Raw genomic sequence first — 25,121 nt, 5'->3', positions numbered from 1 at the left:
TTTATTATTTTCTGTTACAAGCACAAAAATACAATAATAATCTGGAAGAGAGCTACAGTTAGAGGAATACAGCTTAGTTAGCCTTCTTTAAAAATTGTTAAATAAACAGAAACGAAAAACAAAAAGGGAGTTTATGATTAAACTCCCTTGATATAGATCGTATGAATAATAATTACTTTATTTCTGCTGCTTTTTCATCAAATAATTCAGAAACAGACCAATATCTTTCTCCTGTATCATAGTTGAAGGTTAAAATAGTAGCTCCTTTTTCTATTTCTGGTAATTTTTTAGCAATAGCAGCTAAAGATGTACCTGTAGAAATACCAGCCAAAATACCTTCTTGACTAGCAATTTTATTAGTATAAGCATACGCTTCTTCTTTACCTATAGTGATAATACCATCAAAGATATCTGTATTCACTACTTTAGGTATAAATCCTGCACCAATACCTTGTAATGGGTGTGGACCTGGTTTTCCTCCACTTAAGACAGGAGAGTTTTCAGGTTCTACAGCAAACACTTTTAATTTAGGAAAAACTTTTTTTAACTCTTCTGCTACTCCAGTGATGTGTCCACCTGTTCCTACTCCAGTGATTAGATAGTCAATACCTTCAGGGAAGTCATTGATGATTTCTAGAGCAGTTGTTTTACGGTGTACTTCTGGGTTTGCTAAGTTGTTAAACTGTTGAGGTACCCATGCGTTCTCCATTTCTTCTGCTAGTTCAGTTGCTTTAGATACAGAACCAGATGTTCCTAATTCTTTTGGCGTTAGGACAAATTTAGCTCCATAAGCAGCCATAAGCTTTCTGCGTTCGATACTCATTGACTCAGGCATTACTAGGATTAATTTATAACCTTTAACAGCACAGGTCATAGCTAGACCAACTCCAGTGTTTCCTGAAGTAGGCTCTATAATAGTAGTGTCTTTATTGATTAACCCTTTTGCTTCAGCATCTTCAATCATAGCTAAGGCAATACGGTCTTTTAAACTTCCTCCTGGATTTTGTTTCTCTAGTTTAATCCAAACATTAATATCATTTGGAAATAACTTGTTTATTTTAATATGAGGGGTATTTCCTATTGCCTCAAGTACACTATTTATTTTCATGATTCTTAGATTTTTTTGATTAATTAAATTATGAAATTAATTGGTTCAGGATAATTTTCTTGATCTTTAGAATAGCTTTTACTTTTACTATACATTATAGAGTTAGGCTTTACACTTTTGGTTAACCATACATTACCACCTATTACAGTATCATGACCTATAATAGTATCACCTCCTAATATAGTTGCACCAGAATAAATAATAACATTATCTTCAATATATGGGTGTCTTCTTGTATTTGCTTTGTCCTTAGATACAGAAATAGCTCCTAAAGTAACACCTTGATATATTTTTACGTTTTGACCAATAACACAAGTTTCTCCTATCACGATACCCGTTCCATGGTCTATGCAGAAATGAGATCCAATGATAGCAGCAGGATGAATATCAATACCTGTCTTACTATGTGCATGTTCTGTCCATATTCTTGGTAATAGCACTACTTTCTGTGTGTGTAGTTGATGTGCAAAACGATAAATAGCAATCGCATAAAATCCTGGGTAAGCTATGTATACTTCTTGTAAACAAGTAGCTGCAGGGTCATTTTCTAAAATAGCTTGCGCATCTGTTTTAAGTGTAAAGAAAATATGTGGTAAAGCTTCGAAAAAGTCATTAGCTATTTTTTGAGACTTATCTACATCATTATTAATTTTAAATACAATAGAAAGTAACTCTAACTTTAGTGTAGATAAACGGATATTGATAGCTTCTTCTGATAAGTATTTTTTATCTTCTAATTGAAATAGAAAATGAAATAACGTATCAGTGAATTTTTCAATTCTTTGTTTGTCTAAGAATGATTGTGAACTTTCATTTTGTGTCAGTATCTCTCTAACGAAATCATTTTGCATGAATAAACGTAATTTGAATTAAAGTATGTATACAATAAAGGAAATACCTTTTAATATACATAACTATAGTAATATTTGATAATAAATACATTATTATGTAAATGTAAGAATTGTACAACGAAGGTTGAAGAGTGTTTAACAAAACTTTCATTTTATTGGTCGCAGACGGTAGTTAAAACTATGCACTTTAGTGCATTTAGCTTTCAGCTTCTAAAAACCTTTCACAATATTGGTTGTTGTTATTTGTGAATTGGTTATCTAGTGCATTCTGAAATTACGATATTTTAAAAGTTAGTTTTAAGTAAAACTACTAAGTTCTGTATTTCCACACAGGCAGACTTTAGTCTGCTTTAACAAACTATGGACTTTCAGTCCATAGTGGTTTATTTATGAAATGTATTTAAAACGGCTTATTTAGAAGACGGATAGTGGCAAAGTATCTATTTGGGATAATAGTTGTTAAAAACAAAGGATCTCTCTTTTTACTATACAATATTATTTTATCTTTGTTAGAGAATTACAAAGGCGAAGTAATTCAATCAGTTATGTGTTTTGTTTCTGAAATAGATTTTTTATTTTAATTTCTTTTGAGCTGGCTACTTAAAAAGGGATTTGGTTTTGTTGTTCTATTTCAAAATTTGTGAAACAAAAAAAAATACATACTTAAAATAAAAAGGGTTCCTTCAATAAGGAACCCTTTTTTATTCTAATAACAGTGACTTTAGGTTGATACGATATGCTTTAAGTAATTCTGCTTTAATTAGATATCCTATATATTTTTTGTTTTCTTGTACTAGTACAAATTCTAAGTTGTTAGTTTCTAAAGTCTGCATAATGATTTTAGAAGAATCGTTTTTAGATACAATTATAGGTGTTTCTATTAGGTCTTTAATAGGTGTGAATTTGGTTTGAAACTCACTGAATATAATAGGTCTTACACTATCAAGGTTAACGATACCAATGATTTTTTGTTCACTATCTAGTATAGGAATAAAGGTCTGTTTAGTATTTGCAAAAATATCTACAACAGCTGCGGTAGTGTGTTGTGGTGTTAAAGTCTTAATATCATTTTTAATATAATCACTTGCTATTATAGTTGATAATATATTAGAATCTTTATCAGAAGTGAAGACCATCCCCGTTGTAGCTATAGATTTAATATCCATAGAGTATTTTTCCATGTGCTTAGAGATTGCAAAGCTAATAGATGATACGATTAATAGAGGAACCATTAATCCATATCCTCCTGTTATTTCTGCAATTAAGAAAATACCTGTCAGAGGAGCATGAAACAATCCACTGATTACAGCTGCCATTCCTACTACCGTGAAGTTTTGAACAGGAATCTCCTTTATACCTAATAACTGTAATAGTTTGGCTAGAGTAAAACCAAGATAAGAACCTACGAATAGAGAAGGAGCGAAGTTACCTCCATTTCCTCCACTTCCCATTGTTAATCCTACAGCATAAGTTTTTACTAATGCTGCCCCTCCAACAAAGAGTAATAATACCCATTGTTTATTAGAAAAATCAGCTAACAAAGTATTATTTAGAATAGACTGAGGCGCATCACTAGTTAGTATTTTAATGCTTTCATATCCCTCACCAAAAAGTGTAGGAAAGAGAAAAATTAAGACTGCTAACATAGAAGCCCCTATTAATGCTTTCTTATAAGCACCAAACTTCATACTTGATATATAGTGTTCTGTCTTTCGGAACATTCTAGCATGATATACACAAAAGAAACCAGATAAAATACCTAGTAAAATATAGTAAGCTGTGTTACCTGTATCAAATACCAACTGATTTTTAAAAGAAAGTAAAATGTCTTCTTTGATAATTAAGTTCGTTACAATAGTACCTGTAGCAGCAGAAATCATAATAGGTATAAAAGCAGATACAGAAACATCAACTAAGATAATTTCTATAGCAAAAAGAACACCAGCTATCGGCGCATTAAAAGCAGCTGATACTCCAGCAGCTACACCACAACCTAATAATAGTATTCGATCTTTGTAATTAAGCTTATAGTTCTGAGCATAATTAGAACCAAAAGCAGCCCCTGTAATAGCAATTGGAGATTCAAGACCTAACGAACCTCCCATACCTACAGTCAAAGAACTTGTGATAATCTGTGAGTACATCTGCTTACGTGGCATAATACCAGACTTCTTAGCAACAGCAATCATGATCTGATATGTACCTTTCTCAATAGATCCATTTAGAAATTTTCTAACAACGAATACGGTAAGTAAAATACCTATAATAGGTAGAATACTGTTCATATAAGGTAGATGAGAGATGTTGTCTATATAGGTAGCAAGTTTAAATACATTGTGAGCAAAGTACTTCAAAACTGTAACAGCAATAGCAGATGATGCCCCTACTAAGACGCAAGAGAAATATAAAAACTGCCTATTGCTTAAGATAGACTTCAGGAAGAATAGTATTCCTTCAGCATACTTAAACACTTGACCAGCGTAGTACTTTATTTTCTTGGGATTTATAATTTTCATATTGCAAAAATAATGTAAAAGAAAACCCTTTTGGTAATAATTATCTAGTTTTGTTATTCGTGATAATAGAAAGATATAAGATAAGATATTATTTTAATAAGTAACGCTCTGTTTTTTTAAAATCAATTAAATGTTTTTGTAATTCTGTAAAGAAAGTAGAGAAATGCTCTTCGAATGTATCATAATGTTCTACTAGTTCTGTTGTAGCAAAAGACATCTTAGAGACTCCTTTCGTTCTACGATCCATTTGTGTCAGTATATATCTTAACCCTTCTATAGAACGATATTTTACAAGCCAATTTTCTTCAAGCATAATATGTAAGAAGTTTTGAACCTTAACAGGTAGGGCAGTAAAGTTCTCTTGTAATTCGGTATAGAAACGTTGAGCATATTCTTCTAATGGGATAGAACTGTATTGATTCCAATTTTTCGCTAGAAAGTGATCATAATACATATCTATTAATACTGCTGCGTAATGGTTGTATTGAGGTACAATAAGCTTTTTACTTTTTCTCCATATTTCATGAGTATCTGTATAAGTATCTATTTCTCGATGTAAGATTACACCTTGTTGAATTTTAGTAGGATAATTGAGGTAGTCTTTTCCTCGAATACTATCCGCTACAAAGTTTCCTATTTTAAGTAAAGTGTCATCCCCAGAGAGGTATATATGGGCTAAGAAGTTCATAATCTCATTTTGACTATAAAAATACGGTATTTTACAAAATTGTTCAGGCTGTCCCACCTATAATTCTATATCTTTGTGTTAATAAAAAATATGTAATTATGACATTGATTAAATCTATATCTGGTATACGTGGTACTATAGGAGGAAAAGTAGGGGATAATCTTACTCCAATTGATGCAGTGAAATTTGCATCAGCTTATGGAACATTCCTTAAAAACAACTCAAATAAAGAAAGTTTAAAAGTAGTGATTGGTAGAGATGCTCGTATCTCAGGACCTATGATTCATAATTTGGTAGTAAATACTTTAGTTGGGTTAGGTATTCATGTAATAGACTTAGGTTTATCTACTACGCCTACTGTAGAGATAGCTGTTCCATTAGAGCAGGCAGATGGAGGTATTATCTTAACTGCTTCTCATAATCCAAAACAATGGAATGCTCTAAAATTATTGAACAGTAAAGGAGAGTTTCTAAGTGGTGCTGAAGGGCAAATCATCTTAGAGATTGCTGAGAAAGATGCATTTGATTTTGCAGATGTAGATAGTTTAGGAACTATAGAACATAAAGACAACTATATGGACATCCATATAGAGGAGATATTAAAACTAAAGTTAGTAGATGTTGAAGCTATTAAGAAACGTAAGTTTAAGGTAGTAGTAGATGCTGTTAACTCATCTGGAGGAATTATTATTCCTGCTTTATTGAGAAAGTTAGGGGTAGAGGTAGTAGAGCTTTATTGTGATCCAACAGGACACTTCCCTCATAATCCAGAACCTCTAAAAGAGCACTTAGGTGATATCTGTGCCTTAGTGAAAAAAGAGAATGCAGACTTCGGTGTAGTAGTTGATCCAGACGTTGATCGTTTAGCTTTTATTTCGAATGATGGCGAAATGTTTGGAGAAGAGTACACTTTAGTAGCAGTAGCAGATTATGTATTAAGTAAAACACCTGGTAATACAGTGTCTAACTTATCATCATCACGTGCATTAAGAGATATTACTCAGAAACATGGAGGGACTTATAATGCATCAGCTGTAGGAGAAGTAAATGTAGTGGAAATGATGAAGGTTACTAATGCAGTAATCGGAGGAGAAGGTAACGGAGGTATCATTTATCCAGAGACACATTACGGACGTGATTCTATCGTAGGTGTAGCTTTATTCTTAACACATTTGTCTAACTTAGATATGACTGTGGCAGAGCTTAGAGCTTCATACCCTCAGTATTATATGAGTAAGAATAAGATAGAACTTACGCCTAAATTAAATGTAGATATGATCTTAGAACAGATTGCTGAGAATTATAAAAATCAAGAAGTATCTACAGTTGATGGTGTGAAGATAGACTTCCCTTCGTCATGGGTACATTTAAGAAAGTCTAATACAGAGCCGATTATTCGTATATATACAGAAGCTGGAACACAAGAAGATGCAGACAGTTTAGCTTTGCGTATGATAGACGAGTTAAAAGTGATTGCTGGAATATAACTATAGAATTATAGCAAATAACAAAGGGAACCAAATCGGTTCCCTTTATTTGTATAATAAGTATTTATTGAATTCTGTATAGTAGTATACTTAGTACAGAATCACTTACCTAGCGCATGAACAAAGGTACTACACCTTTATAATAAAACTATACGGAAATCCTCATTCCGATATAAAAGATGTTTACAAATTATATTTTCTAAAGATACCTTCTTGGAAGGGAGTCCATAAGCAAGCTTTCATCTTAGCTTTTTTTAGACCAGAATTAGCCCAAGTATTGCATGTATATAAGAAGCTATACTTTCCTTCTCCTTCATAAAAAGAATCGTTTAATCCGTATGCTTTATCAGTTTTGATATTAATTATATTGTTATCTGTATCTCGTTTAAACGAAGATAAGATGTAATCGATGAGTATCTGGTACTGTTGTTTGGATAATTTCACCTCTCTTGTATTTTCGTCTAGTTCTATATTAGATAAGTAAGTAGAGTGTATTGCAGTAGTTCCTAACCCAAAGGCAGCATTGATAGCTATACCTGGTTTTACGTTATCCCAATCCTCTACGTCTAAAAAGAATCCTTTATCTCCCCAACCTAATGCGATATAAGCGAAGTTTCTACGTTGTCCTTTTGTATGTTCGAATTTTAGCTCTTTACTCCAATCAATTAAATCTGATTTAACAGGAAACACGAAGTCTGTATGCATACCATTAGTGGTAAGGTACATGGTGAATTCTTGAGGTTCTTCTTGTATCTCATTTACTGTAATATTCGAAAGTCCTCTGGCAGCTAAAAAATAAATAATAACACATATCCCTAAAGTAGAGATTGAAATTAAGATTATCTTAATTAATAATTTGATGTATTTCATAAAAAATTAGAATACTTATAATGTGCTAATGTAATAATTTACAATGATATTAGCGATGTGGACTTACTTTTATTGTAAATAAAAAATCCTTTCTGATTAGAAAGGATTTAATGATATTACTATTTGATATTAGCAGGTTTTTTGCCTTGGTGTTTCCATCGCTTATGTGTCCAGAAGTAGTATGAAGGCGCTTCTATAATTTGCTTCTCTAATTCACCTAAGAATCGATGAGTCAATTCATAATTAGGAACATCCTCTAGTGCTTCTCCTTCTTTTAATAAAGGAACAAAAGTTGTCTTATAATGCCCGCGTTTAACATATTCTACTTTAAGATACATAGGTACCATATCGAATTTCTTACACAGTGCTTCTCCTCCTGTAAATACGGGAACTTCTATCCCCATAAAATCTTGCCAACAATTGGCTTTACTCACCATAGGAGATTGATCACTAATAAAAGCATAGACACCATGGTTTTTATTCACTTCATTTTGTCTGATTACCTTGATGGTTTCCTTCATTTCGACAAGTACGGTGTTAAAGCGAGAACGAATCTTCTTAATTAACTTATCGAAGTAAGGATTTGCAATTCTCTTATAGACAGCATAACCTTGGAATTGAATAAAGCGGTCTAAGATGATGATCCACTCCCAGTTAGCATAATGTGCACAGAACAGCATGACACTCTTTCCTTGTTTCTCTACTTCTAAGACAGTGTCTAGATTTGTAAAGGTAAATCTCTTCTTGAGCTCTGCTTCTGAGATAGTAAATGTTTTGATCATCTCTAAGAAGATATCACATAGATGTCTAAAAGATTCTTTCTCTACTATTCTTATCTCTTGTTCAGATAAGTGAGGCATAGTCATTCTGATATTCTCTCTCACTGTTTTCTTTCTATATCCGACAACTTTATATAACAATATATAGAAGATATCAGAGATAAAATAAAATATAGGGAAAGGCATCTTAGAGATTAGCCATATTATAGGGTAAACAATTATATATATAAGGAAATTCATTCTGTTTGATTTTGTGCAAAGATAGTTTAATACCATAATCTAACACAAATTTAATAGGCGAGTAGCGAACAATTCTTTATTTTTAACCAAATATTTTTATATGGATATATCTACGGTTACCCTAATTCTTTTGGGGTTAAATGGACTTGTTACTTACAAAGGGTTAAATGATTTTAGCTTTTTTAATCAGTATTGCTTTGATATTAATCAAATTAATAGAGGAGAGCGCTATCGTTTCATAACATCAGGTTTCTTACACGTTGACTGGATGCACTTCGCATTTAATATGTTAACTCTGTATTTTTTTGCAGATATTATTATCCAGGTTTCGGGAGTATTATACTTCTTGATAGTCTATGTTGCAAGTTTATTGGTAGGAAATATATTGACCTATCAGTTCTATAAGAACCAACCTCATTACAGAGCAGTAGGTGCATCAGGAGCTATTATGGGAGTATTATATGCGTCTATCATGCTTAATCCTTCTATGAGTCTGTATATGTTTTTTATACCGATTCCTATCCCTGCTTATATATTTGCAGTAGGGTATTTACTGTATTCACTTTATGGAATGAAGAAGAATAATGATGGTATAGGACATACAGCACATATTGGAGGAGCATTAGCAGGTTTAATATTGATTGTATTAAAATATCCTATCTTGATCCAAACAGAATTTAAATTAATAGCAATACTATTAATCCCCGTACTGATTTTAGTGGGAATGTATAGAAGTAAAAGGATTCAATAGACTTTTTTTGGCAATTATTTATGACCTTGGTACTATTTACAGTATGTTTTTTAGATACATTTGTAATATAACAAAGCAAAAAGAAAGTCACAAATGAAAAAAATGTCAATTATGTTCGCGTCATTATTAATGACAACAACAGCTATCGTAGCTCAAAATAACAACGGTGTAGTTGTTCCACAGATTCAAGTAAATGGAGTAGGGAAGGTAAATGTTACACCAGATAAAGTAGTCATTAGAGTAGGAGTAGAGAATAAAGCTGATTTAGCAGCAGATGCTAAAAAAGCAAATGATAAAGCTATCGCAACGATCATTAAGTACATAAAATCAATGAAAATAGAAGATAAAGACATGCAAACAGAACGCGTGAGTCTTTATAAATCTAGAGACTATGAAGAGAAGAAAGATTACTTCTCAGCATCTCAGACTTTATCTATTACATTGACAGATATCTCTAAGTATGAGAAGTTAATGGTAGGACTTACAGAGTCTGGAGTGAATAGAATCGATGGAGTAGACTTCCAGTCTTCTAAGACAGCAATGTATGAAGCAGAAGCTCGTACACTAGCAGTAAAAGAAGCAAAACAAAAAGCTACTGATTATGCAAATGCATTAGGTCAAAAAGTAGGTAAAGCTATTTTAGTATCTGACAGTAGTGCATCTACACCCATTATCGTTAGACCGATGGCAATGATGAAAGCATCAGCAGACTTCGGAGAACAAACTATCGCATTAGGAGAATTAGAAGTAGTATCTAATGTGTCTATTAGTTTTACGTTAGAATAGTAAGTTTTTTATTTATAATTAGAGAGGGCTGTCAGATATCTGGCAGCCCTTTTCTCTTTTCTTATTTTACGTAGTCAAACTCTAGTTCAACATCTTGTTTTTTAGCAATTCTTTCAGCTTGTAATGCTCTTAGTTCTACGCGCTTTATTTTACCACTAATGGTCTTCGGTAGCTCTGTCACAAACTCTATCTTACGTGGCATCTTATAAGGTGCTAGATGTTCACGAGAGTATTTAAATAACTCTTGTGCTAAAGTTGCAGATGCTTTAGTATGGTCATTTAAGATAATAAACGCTTTTACTTCAAACCCTTTTACAGGATGAGGACTTGCTACTACAGCAGACTCCACTACATCATGATGTTCTAATAATACACTTTCTACTTCGAATGGGCCGATGCGGTAATCAGAAGCTTTGATCACATCATCATCTCTACCGATAAACCAGATATAACCATCTTCATCTTTATATGCCTTGTCGCCTGTGTAGTATAATCCATGTTTAAATACTTCACTCTGTTTTACTTTGTCGTATAAGTATTCTTTAAATATCCCGTTTAGCTGTCCTGTACCTGTTCTTACACAGATATTCCCTTCCTCATTGATCGCTACTTCTTTTCCATCATCATTTGCAATGACAATGTCGTATAAGAAAGTAGGTTTACCCATAGAACCATATTTTAGCTTAGCATTAGGATAGTTAGCGATCATACAAGTACTTTCTGTTTGACCAAAACCATCTCTAACGACTAACCCAGTTCCTTCTTTCCATTCCTCAATGATCTCAGGGTTTAGAGGTTCACCAGCTGCTACACATTTCTTTAGGCTAAAGTTGTATTTCTTCAGATCCTCTTGTATAAAGAAACGCAGTACAGTAGGAGGAGCACATAAAGATGTCACCTCGTGTTTCTCTATCATCTCTAGTGTTTTAGCAGCATTGAAGCGTTCTTTTGTAGCAAAAGCAAATATTGTAGCGCCCACATTCCAAGGTGCGAACAGACTACTCCAAGCAAATTTAGCCCACCCAGGTTGTGAGATATTATAGTGAATATCATTGCGAGTAAGTCCTATCCAAGAGGTAGTAGTAAGGTGCCCAAGAGGTTGACTTAACTGAGTATGGCATACTATCTTAGGCATTCCAGTAGTACCAGAGGTAAAGAACATAAATAGGGTATCATCAGGTTTAGTCATTTCACCTTTTGCCTCTTTGCTCTGTTCATCTAGTACAGTCAGTGGGTACCAACCTTCTCTTTGTCCATCTACGATAATCTTTACAGGGATCACTATACCAGATTCTTTCTCTGCTTGATCTATCTTTTCTACATTGTCACTATCAGCTAGTATTACTTTAGGAGCTATCTTTTGGAATCTGTATACTAGATCTTTTACACCTAATATACTTGCAGCAGGTGATAATCTATACCCCGCTTTTATTGTAGCTAAATGCGTTACCCAGTTAATGCGTTGTAGCATCATTTGTGTTAGAATCACATCATCTTTTTGAATCCCTTTAGAACGCAAGAAGTTAATCAATTGGTTATACCTATCATGTAAGGTCTGAAAGGTGTAGTGATGAGTCACTTCTCCATCTGTCCATAATAGGGCAGTCTTCTCAGGTGTCTCTTTTACGTGTATATCTTCATACACTTCTTGTACCCAGTTAAAGTACTCTGGCTTTTCGATTTTTAGATCATGTAAGGCATCGTAATTCTGATCGATGAGTAATTCACCGATTTGTTTATACAAATCTTTCATTCTTTATTAAATTAGTTTTTGGTAGGGGTAATTTACAGAATTAAGATGTATATAAAAATAAAATAATCAATTATGAATAGATAAAGTGCTTGTTTTTAGTGATTTTAATTAACTAAAATGCAAGAAAAAGTAGTGCAATATGATAATTGAATAATTTAAATTCGCTCAGTAGAGTTGTTTTTTAACTATTATTAATAAGAGTTGTTTATCACTTTAAAAATGATAAAAATGAATTTATACTAGTTGATTTGTATTTTAATTGAAATTAATCAACTAGGTATGTATATTTTTTGAAGTAACTCTTCGTATTCTTTTTCTACCTCACTAGAGGAAGTGATTCCTCCACCACTTTTATACACCAGTTGATTAGTTTGTTGCTCTATAAAGCGAATCATCACAGCACTATCGATGCTCTCGCCATCATAGATACCACATACTCCAGTATAGTAATTGCGGTCGTATTGTTCTGCTTTGGCTATGATATTTACTGTACTTTCTTTAGGAGACCCAGTGATAGAGCCTGCAGGTAGTAATTTGCTAAATATAGTTCCTATTCCATGGTGCCAATTAGGAGATAGCTCTCCTGCTATCTCAGAACTCATTTGTAAGATAGGTCCTTTAGAAGTCTCTAATCGATCTAGATATCTAAATCGGTTCACTCTTACTTTTTTAGAAACAATGTTTAAATCATTTCGGATTAAATCAACAATCGTATAATGCTCTGCCGTCTCTTTTTTATCCTTTAAGAGCAATTCACTAGCATTGGGAATATCTGCTTTAATAGTTCCTTTCATAGGATAGGAGTATATCGCATTATCCTTGATCTGAACGAATATCTCAGGAGAAAAACAAGTGAACTGATTTTTTACTAGTAGTTTATACTTTGCCTTAGTAGTATGATAGATATCTTCTAGGGTATACGCAGAAGTTAGAGGAGTAGCCACAGTGAGGTTAATAAGGTATGTGTTTCCTAGCTGTAACTCTTGTTTGACGATATCAAACTTCTCTTGATATTGTTCAAAGCTAAGGGGAGTAGCTTCTATTTTTAGATCAGAGATACGCTCTTTTGGTTGTGTATTGCTTATTCCGTTGAAGTTATATTTTATTTCTTCTTGATCAATATCTTTTAAGGGGTGGATGATACAGTCTTTTCCATCATAGCTAATGATAAAAAGGAAAGGAATTCTCTGTGATCCCAATGAGTTCATTAGAGAGATAGTTGTATCTTTGAGCACCATATTTAATCAAGTTTAAAGGTTCAAAAGTACAAAATAGTTTATGAGTGAAATCAAACAAATTGTTATAATAGATAATCATGACTCGTTTACTTATAATTTGGTTCAACTCTTTGATGAGAACGAACATTGTAATATTACAGTAATTCCTCATGATGAGGTTGTTTTAGAATCTTTGCATAAGTTTGATATGCTTGTTTTATCTCCAGGACCAGATGTCCCTCGTAGTTACCCTATCTTGTTTCGAATATTAGATAGATATAAAGCAGACAAACCGATCTTAGGTGTTTGTCTAGGGCATCAGACTATCGGAGAGTACTTCGGAGCTAGATTAGAGAATCTGTCTTATGTCTATCACGGACAGTCTACTACCTTACATTATAGAACAGAAGACACTTTATTTACTACTATAGATACCCCTGTTTCAGTAGGGTTATATCATTCGTGGGCTTTATCGACTAATGATTTTCCAGAAGAATTAGAGGTAGTAGCGCTTAGTGATGAAGGAGTTATCATGTCTATTCGCCATAGAACATATAATATTAAGGGAGTACAGTTTCATCCCGAATCATATATTACTTCTCATGGTAGAGAAATCATAAATAATTGGGTGTTATCCCTATAATGGTTAAATTATTTATTGTGTTTTGCTTGTAATAGCATTTTTTTATCAATCATTATAGAGTTTATCTATCATATTTTGCAGTATAAATAATATAAAAATTATCTATCTAGTAATAGTATAGCTATAAAAATTCTATATTAACAAAGAAAGATATAGGGAATTATATAATTGATATAACTACTGTTTTTTCATCATTTTAAAGCCTATTTAGGATAAAAAATATCTATCTAATTCATTAAATAAATGAGAATAGATACTCTAATTTTGCACTGTGAAAAAGAAATTATTAATTACTAAATGATTTAGAATACAATGCAAGCAGGAGTAATAAAAGATGAAAGAACACGCAAATATTTGCCATGGCTAGGAGCTCTAGCCATCTTTATGCAAGCACTAGATGCTACAATTTTAAACACAGGATTACCCTCTATCGCGAAGAGCTTAGGAGAGTCGCCCTTAGGGATGCAGAGTATCATCGTGTCCTATACATTGACAGTCGCTTTATTGATTCCGTTGAGTGGATGGCTAGCAGACCGATTTGGTACGAAGAAGATCTTTATACTAGCAGTAGGACTATTTACGTTAGGTTCTGTATTCTGTTCTATGTCAGCTACCTTAGATCAGTTAGTGTTAGCACGTATATTTCAGGCTGTTGGAGGAGCGATGATGGTGCCTGTAGCTCGATTAACTTTAATTTATGCTTATCCTAAAAACCAGTTGTTAAAGGTGATTAACTTTATCACCATACCAGGATTGATAGGACCTATGCTAGGACCTGCAGTAGGAGGTTTTTTAGTAGAGAAGTTGTCTTGGCATTGGATATTCTTAATCAATGTACCAGTAGGTGTGATAGCAGTACTTTTTGCTAGAAAGATTATCCCTAATTTTACCAATACGGTAGGGCGTTTTGACCTTCTAGGATGGGTGTTGTTTAGTGGAGGACTGACTACCTTAACTTTAGTAATAGAGAAATGGAATAGCCCGACAATATCATCAGTACAATTAATTACACTATTTATTGTAGCGATGCTAATGGGAGTAGCTTATGTATTCTATGCTAGAATGACAAAAGAACCTTTGATTAAATTGAGCTTATTTAAGATTACCACGCTTCGTTTAGGGTTGATTGGTAACTTAATTACACGTTTCGGAATTGGGGGAATGCCATTGATGATCCCTTTATTATTACAAGTAGGATATGGGTACTCAGCGATGTACGCAGGGATGATGATGATACCACAAGCCTTTTCTAATTTGGTTTCTCGTAATTTCGTAGTACCTATTGTAAGACGTTTTGGATACAGAAGTACGTTGATTACGAACACAGTACTGACAGGCTTGTTAATCAGCTGTTTCTTCTTCATAACGCCTACTACACCTTATTGGGTAATTATCTTACTGATGATCGGTAACGGTGCTTTTAACGCGATACAGTTTACCTCTATGAATACCATTTCTTTAGCCGATTTAGACCAAGATACGTCTAGTGAAGGAAACAGTCTGCTATCTGTGACACAGCAGTTAGCAGTAAGTTTAGGAATATCTTTATCAGCGATGGTGTTGATGTTGTTTCAGAACAGTCAGATTGCAGAATCAGGTGATAAGATAGGTGTGTTTAGATATACCTTCTTAGTTATGGGATTGATCACGATACTGTCTAGTTTAGTATTTACTAATCTGAGTAAAGATGCAGGATCAAGTATGTCTGGAGTACGTACGTATAAAAAAGAATAAAAACATTGTCTCTGTTTTTTAAAATAGTTACTTTTCTTTAAAATAAGTAGAGATGGAAATAAGAAAGATGGAAATCAACGATGCTGATGTAGTTGCTAATCTTTTAGAACAAATGGGATATCCTAGTACCTTAGGTTTTTTACCTCATAGAATAGCAGAAATGAATAACTGTGAGAGAGAGTCGCTCTTAGTAGTAGAGGACGAGGGACATGTCATCGCCTTCATCTCAGTACACTTTATTCCTCAGATAGCCTTAGAAGGTGATTTTGCAAGGATAAGTTATTTTACTGTAGATCAGGATATCAGGAGTAAAGGCGTGGGGAGGTTAGTAGAAGAACACGTCACAGCCTTAGCGAAAAGGAGGGGGTGTGATAGAATAGAACTACACAGTCATAGTAGAAGGACAGATGCACATCGCTTCTATTTCAGACAGGGGTATGAGGATGTACCTAAGTACTTGGTTAAGTATCTAAACCCAGATTCGCATTAACCAAATACTATAAGGTAATTCTACTTCATAACTCTTTCATTAATTCTTAAACCATATTATAGTATGCTTTACGCACTAATTCAGAGCTATTTTGTATAATTACTTTTCGTTTAGATGTCTATCTCGTATCTAGGTTAAAGTAGAACTTCAGTCTTAGAGGAATAGGTCAGAAAACATATATTATGAAGCAGTAGTAGACTTTGGTTTACTATTGCTTTTTTATGTGCTTTAGTTTTGTATTCTATTAAAATTGCTTCTCATTTTTTTCTTTTTGAGTAGAAAATAGCCTCTTAAAAGACCAATTATATAGTTTTTAGACTCTTTTTTTTTCATTTTAAAGATGAAATAAAGGATATATAGCTGTTTTTATAAAAAATAAGGAGTGTTTTTTTTGATATGAAATTATGTTAACTAGTTAATAATAAGTTTGTTAATTGGTTTTATGTTCTTTTTAGCACTTATCTATAATAGCTCTCAAGCCTAGTATTTAAAGGTGTTATAAGAAGATCCTTCGACAATACATGGACAATACCTCGATAATGGTGGAGCAGAGCATGGGTTAGTCCAACAAATGTGCTTTTATACTCCACTTACTGTTCTTGTATTCCATGTTATGATTCAATCTAAATTAGATAGGAATAGAAGCTCCATTGATACACTTACATTATCCTATTCTGATTTAAACACACTTCTAATGACAGCTTTTAAAAGAAAGAGAAAAATAGAAGTGTAAAATTGAGGATTCTGCAATCGCTCTTTTTAGGGTTTGATAGGTAGAAAAAGTAATCTTCGGGAGAGGAATTACTTCTTTTTAGACTAAATTCTTAATATGAACCATTAATAGGAAAATACAGTTTAGTGTATAAAAGAAGAAGAAATGAGGCTTATTTAGGTTTATTACAACTTTTATAGAAAGTTATTTAGTCAGTTTATATAACTTTTTAGAATATATGTAATATGTACTTAAATGTAGTAAATAAGAGGGTTTCATGGTTTTATCTGTTTATAAATTATGAATAATATAATAGATTTCTTTTTTAGGGATCTGAAATGAATATAATGATTTTTACTACTATTTAGTTGTGTTTATTTGAAAGAATACATAAAAAGTATGATGTATTATTATTTGTAGTGCTAATTAAATTTGTTAAAAAGAGCATTGTGGTATGGAATTTGTTTTTTTTGTTAAAAGAGCAGCGTATTCTTTAGAAGTATTAGTGCTATTTATAATGATTATATACTTTATTATAACTAATTATTTTTTTAAGGAACGTTATTTATGTTAAAAATATTTGATAATTTTAAATACAAGTTCACATTGATTGTAATATTATATTGATGTACGTTAATGTGTATAGGTAGTGAGTAAAACCAAATGAGGGCTGATATATGTCATCTTTGAAATAACACTAAAATTATACTTTTAACATATAAATAAAGAAAACGATTAGAGTCTATTTGAAATTAGAATATAAAATTGTTTATAGGATGTTTTTGAGTGTATCAAGACATTTTACTCTTGTAGAATGTATGTATCTAAAAGAAGTAAAAACGAAAAAATACTCCATAATAAATAGAAGTAAAATATAGTACTGATTTTCTAAATAGGCTTTTAGTAACAATAATAAGGATTCATTAATTATTAAAAACAAAGTACAAAGATGAACACACTCTCACGCAAGATTGTAATGGCCGCGACAGGATTATTTCTTTGCTTTTTCCTATTAATTCACTTTTTAGGAAATACACAGTTATTTTTAGAGCCAGAACACGCAAGACTTAGCTTTAATGCGTACTCGCATTTTCTAACCGGAAATCCATTGGTAAAAATGGTTTCTTATGTTTTATATGCTTCTATTATAGGACATGCCATCTATGCTTTAATTATTACTTCTAAGAACAAGGCTTCTGGAGGTACTTATAAAAAAGATAATAGAGGTAGAGCTAGTAAATGGTACAGCAGAAATATGGGAGTATTAGGGACAATAGTTTTAATCTTTATTGTTCTGCATTTTCAAAACTTTTGGTATGTGTATAAGTTTGGAGAAATAGGCATCGATGCTAATGGAAACAAAGATTTATACGCAGTAGTAGTTACAGCATTCCAAGAGCTGTGGTTAGTAGTGGTATATGTTATCGCGATGGTAGCATTGTGTTATCACTTGATCCACGGAATTACGAGTGGAGTAAGAACGTTAGGTTTATTTCACCCAAAGTTTGTACGTTGGGTTAATATCTTCGGAGTTGCTTATTCAGTAATTATTTGTGTAGGATTTGCTGCAATGCCAATTTTTATTTACATCACTAATCTTAAAAACTAGCTATGAAATTAGATGCAAAAATACCTCAGGGGCCATTAGAAGAAAAATGGTTTAACTATAAAAAAACTGCTCGTTTGGTAAACCCTGCGAATAGAAAAAAACTTGATGTAATCGTTATCGGAACAGGATTAGCAGGAAGTTCATTAGCCGCTTCTCTAGGAGAGATGGGATATAATGTAAAAGCTTTTTGTTTTCAAGATACACCTCGTCGTGCGCACTCTGTAGCTGCACAAGGTGGGGTGAACGCTGCAAAAAATTATAAAAACGACGGTGACAGTGTGTACCGTATGTTCGTAGATACATTAAAAGGAGGAGACTTTAGAGCGCGTGAAGCGAACGTATATCGTCTAGCAGAATGTTCTCTTAACTTGATCGACCAAGCGGTAGCTCAGGGGGTTCCTTTCGGTAGAGAATACGGAGGATACTTAAACAATAGATCATTCGGAGGAGTACAGGTAAGTAGAACCTTCTACGCAAGAGGTCAAACGGGACAACAGTTATTATTAGGTACTTACCAAGCGTTAATGCGTCAAGTGGATAAGAAAACAGTACAACTATACTCTTCTCATGAGATGCTAGATATCGTGGTGATCGATGGTAAAGCAAGAGGTGTAGTAGTGCGTAACTTAGAGACTGGTGAGATAGAGAAACACTCAGCACATGCTGTAGTATTAGCAACAGGAGGTTTCGGTAAGATTTATTACCTATCTACTTTAGCGATGGGATGTAATGGATCTGCTATCTGGAGAGCACATAAAAAAGGAGCGTATTTCGCTTCTCCTAGCTGGACTCAGATTCACCCAACTTCATTGCCTCAGTCTGGAGATTACCAATCTAAACTAACATTAATGTCAGAATCACTGCGTAATGATGGACGTATATGGGTACCTAAAAAAGCAGATGATACAAGAGAGGCAAATGATATCCCAGAGGATGAAAGAGATTACTACTTAGAGCGTCGTTATCCTGCATTCGGTAACTTAGCACCTCGTGATATCTCATCTCGTGCAGCTAAGGAGCGTATCGATGCTGGACATGGTGTAGGACCATTAAAGAATGCGGTATACTTAGATTTCTCTAAAGCAATCAAAGAACAAGGACAACCAAAAATTGCTGAGAAGTACGGAAACTTATTCCGTATGTATGAGAAGATCACAGGTATCAATGCGTATAAAGAACCAATGAAGATATCTCCTGCTGCTCACTTCTCTATGGGAGGACTATGGGTAGATTATGAGTTAATGACTACTATTCCTGGATTATTTGCATTAGGAGAAGCGAACTTCGCTGATCACGGAGCGAATAGATTAGGAGCGAACTCATTGCTTCAGGCTTCTGTAGATGGATACTTTATCGCACCTTATACGATCGCAAACTATCTAGCAGATCAGATTAGAGTAGGTAAGATCTCTACAGATCATCCAGAGTTCGACAAAGTGGTGACTGAGAATAAAGAAAAAATAGACCAATTATTAAATATAAAAGGGGATAAGTCAGTGGACTACTACCACAAAAAATTAGGTAAGTTATTATATGATTATTGTGGTCTAGCTAGAACAGCTGAAGGGTTAACTTATGCAATCGAAGAGATTAAAAAGTTAAGAGATGAATTTTATAAAAACGTTCATGTTCCAGGAGAGAATGATACCATGAATGCTGAATTAGAAAAAGCAGGACGTGTAGCAGATTATCTAGAGATCGGTGTGTTAATGTGTTATGATGCATTGACTAGAAACGAGTCTTGTGGAGCACACTTTAGAGAAGAGTACCAGACAGAGGAAGGGGAAGCTGAGCGTAATGACGCTGAGTTCCAATACATCTCTGCATGGGAGTGGCCAGGGTCATTAGATAAAGAGCCTATCTTGAATAAAGAGGAGTTAAAATTCGAATTCGTACAACCAACTATCCGTAGTTATAAATAATTAAAAAAGTCTATGAAACTGCATTTAAAAATTTGGAGACAAAAAAATCGTAAAACACAAGGAAAACTTGTTGATTATACGTTAGAAAATGTAAATCCGCATATGTCTTTCTTGGAGATGTTGGATACATTAAACGAACAATTAATTGTAAATAAAGAAGAACCAGTAGAGTTCGACCATGACTGTAGAGAAGGTATCTGTGGACAATGTGGTGTAGTAATCAATGGAAACCCTCATGGACCATTAGAGAATACAACGACATGCCAGTTACACATGCGTGAGTTCAGAGATGGTGAGACGGTATTAATAGAGCCTTTTAGAGCAAAGGGATTCCCAGTGAAGAAGGACCTAAAAGTGGACAGAAGTGCTTTTGACCGTATTATCTCTGCTGGAGGATATGTATCTGTAAATACAGGACAGGCTCCGGAGGCTAATACAATCCCTGTGTCACATGAGACAGCAGAATCAGCTTTTGACTCTGCGGCGTGTATCGGATGTGGAGCATGTGTGGCTACTTGTAAGAATGGTAGTGCTGCCCTATTCACATCAGCTAAGATTACTCAATTAGCCCTGTTACCTCAATCTCAAGAAGAGCGTAAAGAAAGAGCGTTGAGAATGATCTCGCAGATGGATGCAGAAGATTTCGGACACTGTTCTAACACAGAAGCGTGTGAAGTAGAATGCCCACAAGGTATTTCTGTACTAAACATTGCACGTATGAACTATGAGTACAATCGTGCTAGCTTTTTAAAGTTTAAGAAATAACAAATAAAAAATAAGCCTATGAGCACTCTCACACTCTATAATAGCTTAAAATTTAAAATAATAGTAGGAGCAGGATTATGCTGCTCCGCTATTTCATTCGCTCAAGAAGTCAAGACAGATACAATCCAAGTCTTCGAAGAAAAGGTTATTATCAATCCTGAACCGCAGAAATATCCTAAGTTTAAAGTAGGAGGAGTATTCCAGACTCGATACTTAGATAACTTTAAAAAAGGTGTGGATATAGATGGACTACATCACTCAGAAACGCCAGAAAAGACAAGTTATGCTAACAATTCTTTTGATATCAAGAGAATGCGTGTTTCTATGAATGCGAAGATTACTGAAAACTTAGAAGTAACAGCTCTTGTTAATTTTGCGGACTTTAAGAATAAAGACGTAAGTACACGTGTTTTAGAAAATGCGTATGCTAAGTATACGGTTAACCGTTACTTTCAGATTACAGTAGGACAGTTTAGACCTCTATTCGGATTAGAAGAGACGTATGCAGTAGATATCGTTAAGTCCATAGATTATTCTAACTCTTATTATCTATTCGGTAATAACGGATGGATGAGCTTCCAGGTAGGTGCTGCTATTACAGGTAGCGTAGACTTAGGGAAGGTGCCAATGAGTTACGGGTTCTCTGTGACGAATGGTAATGGAAAGAATAAGACGGATAGTGATGATGGTAAGCATTACTCAAGTAGACTTTTATTTAACCTGAATAAGAAGCATGATTTTAATGTAGGTATTAGTGGAGGTATAGGTGAGGTGCAAAAAGAAAACGTATATGCAGTAGGAGTAGAGGCAGCAGCTAAGTTTCCTATCGGTGATCGTTGGTGTTTTGATTTTCAAACAGAGGCTAAGCAAGGGACTAATCACGATGCGTTCTTTAAGCTGGCAGCTGATAAGCGCTTAGGTAAGTTAGATGATTATGTGATGAAGAGTTTCTATGTGCTACCAAACATTCGATATGAAGTAGGTAAAAAGCACTTCCAAGCTATCGAGTTCGCATGTCGATATGAGTATCTAGATGCGGAGTCACAGTTAAACTCTAATGCACGTCAGACATTGACACCTATGTTTAGTTTAGAGTTCCTTAAAAATTATGGAGCAAGAATCCAACTGGGGATGCAAATAGACAACTTTAAAGAAAATATAAAAGATTCGAAAACTTATAATTCTAATCTAGCATTTATCCAATTGCAATGTAGATTCTAATTGTACCACAAAGACGTATAAGTGATGAAAGAAGTAAATCTTAAGAATCTTGCGATTACAGCTGTAATCGGGATTGCACTATGGTTTTGTCCAATTCCAGAAGGAGTAACTCCAGATGCCTGGCATTTATTTGCCATATTCGTAAGTACCATTTTAGGTATTATCCTAAAAGCCGCACCGATGGGAACAATGTGTATGTTAGCAGTAGGTCTAACAGCATTCTTTCAATTGTTAGCACCTGGAGATCCAGGTAAGTCAATAGCACTGAGTTTAAGTGGTTTTGGAGATAAAGTAATTTGGTTAATCGGTATCTCTTTCTTTATTGCAAGAGGTTTTATCAAAACAGGATTAGGAAATAGAATAGCGTTTTTATTTATTCGCGCTTTTGGAAAAAGTACATTGGGATTAGCGTATGGACTAGGCTTAGCAGACTTAGTATTAGCACCTGCTATTCCTAGTAATACTGCTCGTGGAGGAGGAATCATCTACCCTATTATGAAGTCTATGGCTATGAACTTCGGTTCTGATGCGACTAAACCAGAAACACATAAGAAGTTAGGTTCTTTCTTGACACTGAACTGTTATTATATGAACTTGATTGCATCGTCTATGTTCTTAACAGGTACAGCGAGTAACCCGATGTGTCAGAAGTTCGCTGCTGATATGGGAATTAATATTTCATGGATGTCATGGGCGGCTGCAGGTTTTGTACCTGGGTTAGTTGCTTTTATTTTGACTCCGATAGTATTGTATAAAATCTTCCCACCAGAACTTAAGAAAACAGGGGATGCACCTAAGGTGGCTGCTGAAAAATTAAGAGAAATGGGGAAGCTATCTATATCAGAGATCTTGATGTTAATGACTTTCGTTATTCTGTTAGCACTTTGGATTACTGGAGACTTATTTAGTATCGATGCGACTACTACTGCGTTTATTGGTTTAGCGATCTTACTGTTGACTTCTGTGTTGACATGGGACGATGTAAAGGCAGAAAAAGGAGCTTGGGATACTATTGTATGGTTCGCTGTATTAGTGATGATGGCGAGTTCATTGAATAAATTAGGTTTCATCGGATGGTTCAGTGATTTAGTAAAAGGTAAAATGGGTGATATGGATTGGCATTATGCTTTCCCTATTATTGTGATTGTTTACTTCTTTAGCCACTACATCTTCGCGAGTGCGACTGCTCACGTAGCTGCTATGTATGCTGCTTTATTAGGAGTAGGAGTCTCGTTAGGAGTACCACCTGTATTATTAGCGATGATGTTAGGTTTTATGGGATCTATCTACGGAACATTAACACACTATGGACATGGTCCTGCACCAGTATTCTTCGGAAGTGGATATGTAGAGTTAAAGTCGTGGTGGACTTATGGTCTAATCATCGGAGTAATGTTACTTGCTATTTATTTAGTAGTAGGTACGAGTTGGATGAGTTTAATAGGAGCTTTTTAATAAGTAGTTTATAATTTGATTATGTAGGGCTAAGTATTCTTTTATATCTTTCGGGAATAAAAGAATGCTTAGCCCTTTTTTGATAATACGAAGGTAATCTGGGGATAAATAAGAAAACGATGAGAAAAGCAGAAGTAGTAGTAGTTTGGTTTAGACGTGATTTAAGATTAGAAGACAATGTCGCCTTTTATCATGCAGCAGAGAGTGGATACCCTATTCTACCTCTATTTATCTTTGATAAAGATATTTTAGAGCAGTTTAGCAATGTAGAGGATAGGCGTGTGCAGTATATTCACGAGCAGGTCGGGAAGATAAATGACGAGCTGAAGAAGTATAATTCAAGCGTTCAATGTTATCACAGTACAGTATCTGAGGCATTCGAACAATTAGCAGATAACTATTTAATAAAGGCTGTTTATAGCAATGAAGATTATGAGCCTCAGGCTATTCAAAGAGATCAAGAGGTAGCTTCTTTTCTTCAACAAAAGAATATCCTTTTTTATCAATATAAAGATCACGTTATTTTTAGAGGAGGTGAAATCTTAAAACAAGATGGCACAGCGTATCAAGTATATACTCCTTATGCTAAAAAATGGAGATCATTATTGACAGAAAATCATTTGTTTGATTATACCGTAGCCTTAGAAAAGGTATTGTTTCATCGTTTTCAAAGTGATATTCTATCTTTAGAACAGCTAGGGTATCGTCCTTCTGAAAACAGGAAGATAACCAATGAAGTAGATCTAGCTATCGTCTCGAGGTATGATCAGTATAGAGACTATCCAAGTATAAAAGGGACTAGTCTATTGGGTACAGCATTGCGCTTCGGTACAGTATCTATTAGGAAATGTGTACGTATTGCTTTAAAAGAAAACGATGTATGGCTATCAGAGTTGATTTGGAGAGAGTTCTTTAGTCAGATCATGTATTTATACCCTGCAGTAGAAAAGCATTGTTTTAAGTCTAAATATGAGGGTATAAAATATCGCAATAATGAGGCAGACTTCTTGGCATGGTGTGAAGGTAATACGGGATATCCGTTAGTAGATGCTGGAATGAGAGAGTTAAATGCTACAGGGTTTATGCATAATAGAGTGCGTATGGTAGTTGCTAGCTTTTTAGTAAAACATTTATTGATCGACTGGCGTTGGGGAGAGGCATATTTCGCTCAACAGTTACTAGATTACGACTTAGCTTCTAATAATGGGAATTGGCAATGGGTAGCTGGCTGTGGCTGTGATGCGGCACCCTACTTTAGAATATTTAACCCTACAGAGCAAGCAAAAAAGTTCGATAAAGACGGAAGCTATATGGATAAATGGGTTCCTGAGTGGAGAGAACTCTATTATAGACAGCCAATAGTTGAGCATAAGTTTGCTAGAGAAAGAGCTTTAGAAGTATTTAAGGAGGGATTGAGAGAATATTAATGTATTTTGGTCGTATTGTGTAAAATATTAATAAAAAGGTTGGTGATATAGGTGAGATAGCGTAATTTTTCATACATTTAACTTTTCTTAGAATCAA

At 34.2% G+C, this 25,121-nt stretch carries 20 protein-coding genes; 12 read left to right on the top strand and 8 right to left on the bottom strand.

From position 1 onward, the window contains the following. Positions 1-172: 172 nt before the first annotated feature. The 4 genes from cysK to MYRA21_RS18030 all read right to left on the bottom strand — a co-directional run bounded on the left by cysK (position 173) and on the right by MYRA21_RS18030 (position 5,163). A complete protein-coding gene (cysK, locus tag MYRA21_RS18045) occupies positions 173-1,108 on the bottom strand; it encodes a cysteine synthase A (RefSeq protein WP_006258461.1) in 936 nt (311 codons plus the stop codon). Between the two features lie 23 nt (positions 1,109-1,131). Beyond that, entirely contained in the window at positions 1,132-1,959 is an 828-nt protein-coding gene (locus tag MYRA21_RS18040; RefSeq protein ID WP_006258460.1) for a serine O-acetyltransferase, read from the bottom strand. A 701-nt stretch (positions 1,960-2,660) separates the two neighbouring features. Continuing rightward, positions 2,661-4,475 carry a chloride channel protein gene (locus MYRA21_RS18035; protein ID WP_006258459.1) on the bottom strand — a complete coding sequence of 605 codons (1,815 nt, stop codon included), beginning with the start codon at positions 4,473-4,475 and terminating at the stop codon, positions 2,661-2,663. A gap of 88 nt (positions 4,476-4,563) precedes the next feature. Further along, positions 4,564-5,163 (bottom strand): ACP phosphodiesterase, encoded by a 600-nt coding sequence (locus tag MYRA21_RS18030; RefSeq protein ID WP_039330207.1) that lies wholly within the window; start codon positions 5,161-5,163, stop codon positions 4,564-4,566. Positions 5,164-5,261: 98 nt separating this feature from the next. Between MYRA21_RS18030 and glmM the strand changes: the two genes are divergently transcribed. Then, on the top strand, positions 5,262-6,650 hold the full coding sequence (glmM, locus tag MYRA21_RS18025) for a phosphoglucosamine mutase (protein ID WP_039330206.1): 1,389 nt from the start codon (positions 5,262-5,264) through the stop codon (positions 6,648-6,650). A gap of 183 nt (positions 6,651-6,833) precedes the next feature. Here glmM and MYRA21_RS18020 read toward each other — a convergent pair whose 3' ends face one another. Then, positions 6,834-7,520: a TIGR02117 family protein gene (locus MYRA21_RS18020; protein ID WP_039330204.1), complete on the bottom strand. Its 687-nt coding sequence runs from the start codon at positions 7,518-7,520 to the stop codon at positions 6,834-6,836. 119 nt (positions 7,521-7,639) lie between these two features. Beyond that, positions 7,640-8,539, bottom strand: coding sequence for a lysophospholipid acyltransferase family protein (locus tag MYRA21_RS18015; RefSeq protein ID WP_039330202.1), 900 nt, complete (start codon positions 8,537-8,539; stop codon positions 7,640-7,642). Between the two features lie 100 nt (positions 8,540-8,639). Between MYRA21_RS18015 and MYRA21_RS18010 the strand changes: the two genes are divergently transcribed. Further along, entirely contained in the window at positions 8,640-9,290 is a 651-nt protein-coding gene (locus MYRA21_RS18010; protein ID WP_039330200.1) for a rhomboid family intramembrane serine protease, read from the top strand. A gap of 93 nt (positions 9,291-9,383) precedes the next feature. Beyond that, positions 9,384-10,076: an SIMPL domain-containing protein gene (locus MYRA21_RS18005; RefSeq protein WP_006265775.1), complete on the top strand. Its 693-nt coding sequence runs from the start codon at positions 9,384-9,386 to the stop codon at positions 10,074-10,076. A 61-nt stretch (positions 10,077-10,137) separates the two neighbouring features. Here MYRA21_RS18005 and MYRA21_RS18000 read toward each other — a convergent pair whose 3' ends face one another. Together MYRA21_RS18000 and MYRA21_RS17995 are read right to left on the bottom strand one after the other, a co-directional pair. Then, positions 10,138-11,829 carry an acyl-CoA synthetase gene (locus tag MYRA21_RS18000; RefSeq protein WP_039330198.1) on the bottom strand — a complete coding sequence of 564 codons (1,692 nt, stop codon included), beginning with the start codon at positions 11,827-11,829 and terminating at the stop codon, positions 10,138-10,140. Positions 11,830-12,098: 269 nt separating this feature from the next. Then, on the bottom strand, positions 12,099-13,067 hold the full coding sequence (locus MYRA21_RS17995) for an aminodeoxychorismate synthase component I (protein ID WP_006258451.1): 969 nt from the start codon (positions 13,065-13,067) through the stop codon (positions 12,099-12,101). A 40-nt stretch (positions 13,068-13,107) separates the two neighbouring features. Here MYRA21_RS17995 and MYRA21_RS17990 point away from each other — a divergent pair, with 40 nt between their 5' ends. The 9 genes from MYRA21_RS17990 (at position 13,108) to MYRA21_RS17950 (ending at position 25,024) form a co-directional block, all read left to right on the top strand. Further along, positions 13,108-13,689, top strand: coding sequence for an aminodeoxychorismate/anthranilate synthase component II (locus MYRA21_RS17990; protein WP_006258450.1), 582 nt, complete (start codon positions 13,108-13,110; stop codon positions 13,687-13,689). A gap of 312 nt (positions 13,690-14,001) precedes the next feature. Further along, a complete protein-coding gene (gene mdtD / locus MYRA21_RS17985) occupies positions 14,002-15,423 on the top strand; it encodes a multidrug transporter subunit MdtD (RefSeq protein WP_039330196.1) in 1,422 nt (473 codons plus the stop codon). Between the two features lie 52 nt (positions 15,424-15,475). Beyond that, positions 15,476-15,913 carry a GNAT family N-acetyltransferase gene (locus MYRA21_RS17980; protein ID WP_039330195.1) on the top strand — a complete coding sequence of 146 codons (438 nt, stop codon included), beginning with the start codon at positions 15,476-15,478 and terminating at the stop codon, positions 15,911-15,913. A 1,661-nt stretch (positions 15,914-17,574) separates the two neighbouring features. Then, positions 17,575-18,234 carry a succinate dehydrogenase cytochrome b subunit gene (locus MYRA21_RS17975; RefSeq protein WP_006258447.1) on the top strand — a complete coding sequence of 220 codons (660 nt, stop codon included), beginning with the start codon at positions 17,575-17,577 and terminating at the stop codon, positions 18,232-18,234. Between the two features lie 2 nt (positions 18,235-18,236). Then, positions 18,237-20,156 carry a fumarate reductase/succinate dehydrogenase flavoprotein subunit gene (locus tag MYRA21_RS17970; protein ID WP_006258446.1) on the top strand — a complete coding sequence of 640 codons (1,920 nt, stop codon included), beginning with the start codon at positions 18,237-18,239 and terminating at the stop codon, positions 20,154-20,156. 12 nt (positions 20,157-20,168) lie between these two features. After that, positions 20,169-20,921 (top strand): succinate dehydrogenase/fumarate reductase iron-sulfur subunit, encoded by a 753-nt coding sequence (locus MYRA21_RS17965; RefSeq protein WP_006258445.1) that lies wholly within the window; start codon positions 20,169-20,171, stop codon positions 20,919-20,921. Between the two features lie 18 nt (positions 20,922-20,939). After that, entirely contained in the window at positions 20,940-22,142 is a 1,203-nt protein-coding gene (locus MYRA21_RS17960) for a porin (RefSeq protein WP_039330193.1), read from the top strand. Between the two features lie 24 nt (positions 22,143-22,166). Continuing rightward, positions 22,167-23,597 carry an anion permease gene (locus MYRA21_RS17955; protein ID WP_006258443.1) on the top strand — a complete coding sequence of 477 codons (1,431 nt, stop codon included), beginning with the start codon at positions 22,167-22,169 and terminating at the stop codon, positions 23,595-23,597. Between the two features lie 119 nt (positions 23,598-23,716). Further along, positions 23,717-25,024 (top strand): deoxyribodipyrimidine photo-lyase, encoded by a 1,308-nt coding sequence (locus MYRA21_RS17950; protein WP_039330190.1) that lies wholly within the window; start codon positions 23,717-23,719, stop codon positions 25,022-25,024. Positions 25,025-25,121: the final 97 nt, after the last annotated feature.

Source organism: Myroides sp. A21 (assembly GCF_000807225.1).
Taxonomy (GTDB): domain Bacteria; phylum Bacteroidota; class Bacteroidia; order Flavobacteriales; family Flavobacteriaceae; genus Flavobacterium; species Flavobacterium odoratimimum.
The sequence above is the reverse complement of the archived record's forward strand: the minus strand, read 5'-3'. Positions and strand labels throughout refer to the sequence as shown.

Coding starts and splice junctions, on each gene's coding strand:
- cysK (WP_006258461.1), bottom strand. CDS start 1,108: ATGAAAATAAATAGTGTACTTGAGGCAATAGGAAATACCCCTCATATT.
- MYRA21_RS18040 (WP_006258460.1), bottom strand. CDS start 1,959: ATGCAAAATGATTTCGTTAGAGAGATACTGACACAAAATGAAAGTTCA.
- MYRA21_RS18035 (WP_006258459.1), bottom strand. CDS start 4,475: ATGAAAATTATAAATCCCAAGAAAATAAAGTACTACGCTGGTCAAGTG.
- MYRA21_RS18030 (WP_039330207.1), bottom strand. CDS start 5,163: ATGAACTTCTTAGCCCATATATACCTCTCTGGGGATGACACTTTACTT.
- glmM (WP_039330206.1), top strand. CDS start 5,262: ATGACATTGATTAAATCTATATCTGGTATACGTGGTACTATAGGAGGA.
- MYRA21_RS18020 (WP_039330204.1), bottom strand. CDS start 7,520: ATGAAATACATCAAATTATTAATTAAGATAATCTTAATTTCAATCTCT.
- MYRA21_RS18015 (WP_039330202.1), bottom strand. CDS start 8,539: ATGAATTTCCTTATATATATAATTGTTTACCCTATAATATGGCTAATC.
- MYRA21_RS18010 (WP_039330200.1), top strand. CDS start 8,640: ATGGATATATCTACGGTTACCCTAATTCTTTTGGGGTTAAATGGACTT.
- MYRA21_RS18005 (WP_006265775.1), top strand. CDS start 9,384: ATGAAAAAAATGTCAATTATGTTCGCGTCATTATTAATGACAACAACA.
- MYRA21_RS18000 (WP_039330198.1), bottom strand. CDS start 11,829: ATGAAAGATTTGTATAAACAAATCGGTGAATTACTCATCGATCAGAAT.
- MYRA21_RS17995 (WP_006258451.1), bottom strand. CDS start 13,067: ATGGTGCTCAAAGATACAACTATCTCTCTAATGAACTCATTGGGATCA.
- MYRA21_RS17990 (WP_006258450.1), top strand. CDS start 13,108: ATGAGTGAAATCAAACAAATTGTTATAATAGATAATCATGACTCGTTT.
- mdtD (WP_039330196.1), top strand. CDS start 14,002: ATGCAAGCAGGAGTAATAAAAGATGAAAGAACACGCAAATATTTGCCA.
- MYRA21_RS17980 (WP_039330195.1), top strand. CDS start 15,476: ATGGAAATAAGAAAGATGGAAATCAACGATGCTGATGTAGTTGCTAAT.
- MYRA21_RS17975 (WP_006258447.1), top strand. CDS start 17,575: ATGAACACACTCTCACGCAAGATTGTAATGGCCGCGACAGGATTATTT.
- MYRA21_RS17970 (WP_006258446.1), top strand. CDS start 18,237: ATGAAATTAGATGCAAAAATACCTCAGGGGCCATTAGAAGAAAAATGG.
- MYRA21_RS17965 (WP_006258445.1), top strand. CDS start 20,169: ATGAAACTGCATTTAAAAATTTGGAGACAAAAAAATCGTAAAACACAA.
- MYRA21_RS17960 (WP_039330193.1), top strand. CDS start 20,940: ATGAGCACTCTCACACTCTATAATAGCTTAAAATTTAAAATAATAGTA.
- MYRA21_RS17955 (WP_006258443.1), top strand. CDS start 22,167: ATGAAAGAAGTAAATCTTAAGAATCTTGCGATTACAGCTGTAATCGGG.
- MYRA21_RS17950 (WP_039330190.1), top strand. CDS start 23,717: ATGAGAAAAGCAGAAGTAGTAGTAGTTTGGTTTAGACGTGATTTAAGA.